This window comes from Roseospira navarrensis, assembly GCF_009601025.1.
Lineage (GTDB): Bacteria > Pseudomonadota > Alphaproteobacteria > Rhodospirillales > Rhodospirillaceae > Rhodospira > Rhodospira navarrensis.
Genome location: NZ_WIVE01000116.1, coordinates 1 through 5,712 on the forward strand (window position 1 = coordinate 1; position 5,712 = coordinate 5,712).

The 5,712-nt window shown below is 69.4% G+C and carries 1 protein-coding gene; it reads right to left on the reverse strand.

All coding sequences use genetic code 11. The features are described from left to right. Positions 1-495: 495 nt before the first annotated feature. A complete protein-coding gene (locus GHC57_RS18560; protein ID WP_153347067.1) occupies positions 496-5,379 on the reverse strand; it encodes an NAD-glutamate dehydrogenase in 4,884 nt (1,627 codons plus the stop codon). Positions 5,380-5,712 lie beyond the last annotated feature (333 nt).

The window sequence follows — 5,712 nt, forward strand, 5'->3', positions numbered from 1 at the left end:
GCTGGAATTCGAGCAGGGATCGAGGAAACTTGCTCATGGTCGGGCTCCGGAAATGGCGTGCGTTCACGTTATGTTCTACGCCGTTTCAGGCCACCTGTCACCACATGATGTGGTCCCGGACTCAAAGGGATAAGCCCTCTGCGGAATTCAGATACGAGAACCCGGGGGTGGGGTCCTGCTTGAGCTGGGCTTCACCGTTCGGATACAGGGTCTCGAACCGCGAAATGTCGCGCGGTAACAGCTTTCGGTCGCTCTCGTTCCTGTTCTCTTGGCGCTGCATGGTCCTTGCTCCGAAATCGATGAGACGAAAACCGACCTCGGTCACAGACCAAGGTCGGTTGGGGCGCACCCCCAAGCCTGTATCGAGACACTGACATATGCACTGATATGGTTTGATGCTATCCGAGTCAAACACGGAAGGAAACACGCCATAAGGCAGCCTGCGGGCACGCTTGCGCAAAAGCTGTGGCCCTGTGGTGGGGCGGTCACACCCCCCTACACCCCCGCCATCGCCCGGAACTGGCGGCTGGCCACGGTCAGCATGGCCAGGTCCACGCCGCCCGAGGCCGCCCGCAGCTCGCCCAGAAGCTGGGCCGCGCGCTCGGCCGTGACCGGGTTGGTCGCGGTCCAGGCGGCGATCGCGGCGTCCGGGTCGTCCAGCGCCTGCCCGTGCTCGATCACCCGGTCCGTGATCTGGCGCTGATGGCTGGAGACCTCCTCGGCCACGGCGGAGATCGCCAGCTTGCTCCAGTGGCTGCCGTTCTCGTGTCGCTCGGCGGCCTGACGCAGCCAGCCGATGCCCAGCCGTGTGCCGACGGCGAAATACAGCCGCGCGACCTGATCCATGGACAGGTCATGGCCGACCGTGATGCGCATGATGTCGCCCGCCGACGCCATCACCGGCAGGCAGGCCACGCCGGCGGCCAGCGGCTCGGGCACCCCGGCGTCCATCCAGGCCGTCAGGGTCTCGCGGGCGCTGGCGAGGGTCTCATCGGTGGCCAGTTCGTCCAGCCCCGCCGACAGCGCCTGCACCGCCGGGGCGAGATCGGTCACCGTCGCCGAGACATCCAGCGGCCAGGTGCCGTTGCGCAGCATCCACTGCGTCTGCCGCCCCACCAGCCGGTTGACGTGGTGCAGCAGGTCGAGCTGCACGCCGGCCTCCACCTGTCCGTCCAGGGCCTCGATGTCCGACCACAGCGCGCGCAGCCCGAACACCTCGCGCACCGCCATGTAGGCGCGGGCGATGTCGGCCGGGCGCATGCCGGTCTTTTCCATCATCTCGGTGATGAAGGCCGCGCCCACGCGGTTGATCATCGAGTTGGCGATGTAGGTGGCGATGATCTCGCGGCGCAGCCGGTGGCGGGCGATCTGCTCGCGGTAGCGGTCCTGCAAGGCCGGCGGGAAGTACAACGCCATGGACTCGGTCAGCATGGGGTCCTCGGGCAGATCGGACTCCATCACCTCGTCGAACACCCACAGCTTGCCGTAGGGGATGATGACGGCCAGTTCGGGCCGGGTCAGCCCCTTGCCGGCGGTCAGGCGCTCGGCGATCTCCTCGTCGTCGGGCAGGCCCTCCACCGCGCGGTCCAGGCGGCCCAGCCGCTCCAGCGCCCGCATGAGACGGTGCTGGTGGTCCAGCAGCCCGGCCGAGCCCCGCTCCATCAGCGAGATGGCCTGGGTCTGCAGGTAGTTGTCCCGCAGCACCAGCCCCGCCACGTCGTCGGTCATCTCGCCCAGCAGGGCGTTGCGCTGCTTCTCGGTCATGTCGCCGGCCTCGACGATGCCGTCCAGCAGGATCTTGATGTTCACCTCGTGGTCGGAGCAGTCCACGCCGGCCGAGTTGTCGATGGCGTCGGTGTTGATGCGCCCGCCCCGCATGGCGAAGGCGACGCGGGCCCGCTGGGTGACCCCCAGGTTGGCGCCCTCGCCGACCACCTTGACCCGCAGGTCCTCGGCGTTGACGCGGATGCCGTCGTTGGCGCGGTCGCCCACCTCGGCGTGGCTCTCGTGTGCGGCCTTGACGTAGGTGCCGATGCCGCCGAACCACATGAGATCGGCCTCGGCCCGCAGCAGGGCGGCGATCAGTTCGTTGGGGGTCACGGTCTCCTTGCGCAGGCCCAGGCGGGCCTTGATCTGGGGCGTGACCGTCACCCGCTTGGCGCGCCGCTCGAACACGCGCCCGCCCTCGGACAGCACGGCCGCGTCGTAGTCCGCCCAGGACGAGCGCGGCAGCGCGAACAGCCGCTTGCGTTCCTCGAACGAGCGCGCCGCGTCCGGGTCCGGGTCGACCATGACGTGCAGGTGGTTGAAGGCCCCGATCAGCCGGATGTGCGGCGACAGCAGCATGCCGTTGCCGAACACGTCGCCCGACATGTCGCCGACGCCGATGACGGTGACGTCCTGGCGCTGGGTGTCGCGGCCCATCTCGCGGAAGTGGCGCTTGACCGCCTCCCAGGCCCCCCGCGCGGTGATGCCCATGGCCTTGTGGTCGTAGCCGTTGGAGCCGCCGGAGGCGAAGGCGTCCCTTAGCCAGAAGCCGTAGTCCAGCGAGACCGCGTTGGCGATGTCCGAGAACGTCGCCGTGCCCTTGTCGGCGGCCACCACCAGATAGGGGTCGTCGCCGTCGCGCCGGCGCAGGTCGGGCGGCGGCGCCACCTCCTCGCCCTTCAGGTTGTCGGTCAGGTCGAGCAGGCCGCGCATGAAGGTCTTGTAGCAGGCGATGCCCTCGGCCTGGATCGCCTCGCGCCCGGCATCGGCCGGCGGCGGCTGCTTGACCACGAACCCGCCCTTGGAGCCCACCGGCACGATGACCGCGTTCTTGACCATCTGCGCCTTCATCAGGCCGAGCACCTCGGTGCGGAAGTCCTCGCGCCGATCGGACCAGCGGATGCCGCCGCGCGCCACCTTGCCGCCGCGCAGGTGGATGGCCTCGACGCGCGGGCTGTAGACGAAGACCTCGACCCAGGGCCGGGGCAGCGGCAGGTCCTCCACCGCGCGGCTGTCGATCTTCAGCGCCAGATAGGGCTTGGGCAGGCCGTCGGCGCCGGTCTGGAAGTGGTTGGTCCGCAGGGTCGCCGCGATCAGGTTGAGATAGCGCCGCAGGATGCGGTCCTCGTCGGGGTTGGTGACGTCGTTCAGCGCCGCCTCGATGGCGTCCGTGACCCGCTGTTCCTCGCGCGTGGCGGCGGCGGGATCGCGGGCCGGATCGAACCGGGCTTCGAACAGCGCCACCAGACGGGCGGTGATCTCCGGGTTCCGGGACAGCGCCTGCTGGATGTAGGCCTCGCTGAAGGTGAACGCGGCCTGCCGCAGATACCGCGCATAGGCGCGCAGGACGACCACCTGCCGCCAGTCCAGCCCAGCCTCGATGACCAGACGGTTGAAGGCGTCGTTTTCCAGCTCGCCGGTCCACACCCGGGTGAAGGCCTCCTGGAACGGGCCCCGGGCCTCGCCGATGTCCACCACCGCGCCCGAGGCGGCGCGCATGGAAAAGTCGTGGATCCAGACGGTGCGCTGCGTGCCGGGGCTGCCCTCGCCCGCGCCGTTGGTCAGGCGCGGCGAGAGCGCGAACGGCACCTCGCCGATGACCCGGAAGCCCATGTTCTCCAGCACCGGCAGCATGTCGGACAGGGCGACGGACCCGTGCGGCTGATAGATCTTGAAGCGCACCTCGCTTTCGGGCGCCTCGATCGGGCGGTGCAGGTTCAGCGTGAACCGGCCGGAGTCCAGCGCCTCCTCGATCCGGGCGATGTCGGCGACCGCGCCCTGGGCGCTGTGGCGCTCGCGGTAGCTGGCGGGGAACGCCGCGCCGTAGCGCCGGAACAGGCGCAGGCCGTGTTCCTCGCCCTTGGTGGTGTACAGCACGTCGGCCAGATGGTCGGGCCACGAGCGGGTCGCGGCGGCGATGCGGGCCTCGATCTCGTCCGCGTCGTGGGCCGGCATGGCGCCGGGCGTGGTGCGGATGATGAAGTGCAGCCGGGCGAGCCGGGAATCGTCCACCTGGGTGGTGTAGGTCTCCACCTTGCCCTGGAAGTCGGCCTCCAGGATGTCCTGGACGGTCAGTCGAAGGGCCGTGTCGTAGCGGTCGCGTGGGATGAACACCAGACACGACACGAAGCGCTGGAACTCGTCCTGGCGCAGGAACAGGGCGGTGCGCTGGCGCTCCTGCAGGTCGAGAATGCCGAGCGCCGTCTCCAGCAGCTTGGTTTCCTCGGTCTGGATCAACTCGTCCCGGGGCAGCGTCTCCATGATGTGCAGCAGGCGCTTGCTGTCGTGCCCGCCGGCATCGAAGCCGCTGCGCGCCATCACGGCGCGCACCTTGCGGCGCACCACGGGGATGGTCATGGCGCTGTTGGTGTAGACGTCGGCCGTGAACAGCCCGACCAGCAGCGTCAGGCCGGCCAGCCGGCCGTCGTCCGCGAACCGCTTGATGGCCACCGCGTCCATGGGGACGGAGCGATGCACCCGGGCCCGCATGGTGGTCTTGGTGATGACCAGGGGATCGGGTCCGCGCACGTGGTCCTGGACGTCCTCGGGCAGCGAGTCCAGGTCGCGCAACTGGCCGAACACCCGGCGGTCCGGATTGCGCAGGATGCCCAGGCCGGGCTGCGGGTCCGCCTCCAGGCCGATGTCGCCCTCGGCGACCACATAGTCCCGGCAGCCCAGAAAGGTGAAGTGGTTCTCGCCCATCCACTCCAGGAAGCGGGCCATGTCGGCCACGGCCTCGGCGTCCGGGCCGTCCGGCAGCGCCGAACCCGCTCCCGTGCGCAGGGTCTCGGCCAGGGCGCGGGCGAGGCCCTGCATCTCCGGCCAGTCGTCCACGGCGGCCGCGACCTCGGCCAGCACCTCGGTGATGGTGCGCTCGATGGTCTCCAGGATGTGCGGGTCGGTCTGCTCGGCGATCTCCACATGCATCAGGGATTCGCGGCGGCCGCCCTCGGCGTCGCGCTCGCACAGGTCCTCCAGGTCGCCGCGCGCCGAGCGCCGCACGCACAGCACCGGGTGGATGACCAGATGCACCACCATGTCCATGGTGCCCAGCGCCGCCGTGACGGAGTCCACCAGGAACGGCATGTCGTCGTTGACGACCTCGATGACCGTGTGCTCGCCCTGATAGCCGTGCTGCTCGTAATCCGGATTGTAGACCCGCACGCGCGGCGCGCCGCCCTGGCGGTGGCGCAGGAACGACCAGGCCGACAGCGCGGCCCCGTAAAGGTTCTCCGGGTCCAGCGGCGCTATGTCCGCCGGCGGGACGTGCGCGTAGTAGATCTCGACGAACCGGGTCGCGGCCTCGACCTGCGCGCGGTCCAGCCGCTCGGCGACCAGCGCGCGCACCTGTTCGAGCTGCTCCGCCTTGCGGGCCGCGAACTTCTTCGACATGACCGTTCCTCCCTGCGGGTTCCGACGCCCCGCTTTGCTTGGTTGGCCGGCCAGTATCGCAGGTTTGGAGTCGGCTTTCGAGGGGGGCGCCCGGGGGGCAGGGCGACGGGCTCAGGTCAACGGGATCCCCGCTGCAAGGCTTTGCAGCGATTCGGAGACCCACGCTCCAGATCCTTCAGCCGCTTCGCGGCTTCAGGATTGTCTGTTTGATTTGTGGCATTGTGGAGATGCCGGGTTGCGGGGCCCCGGGTGGCCACCCGGGGCCCCGCACCGGATCGTGTGATCGTCTCAGGATGGGGTCTTTGCCCGTTGTCATCGTGATCCGCGATCCGG

Bases quoted from the DNA above. Each gene is read 5' to 3' on its own strand.
- GHC57_RS18560 (WP_153347067.1), bottom strand. From the start codon at position 5,379: ATGTCGAAGAAGTTCGCGGCCCGCAAGGCGGAGCAGCTCGAACAGGTG.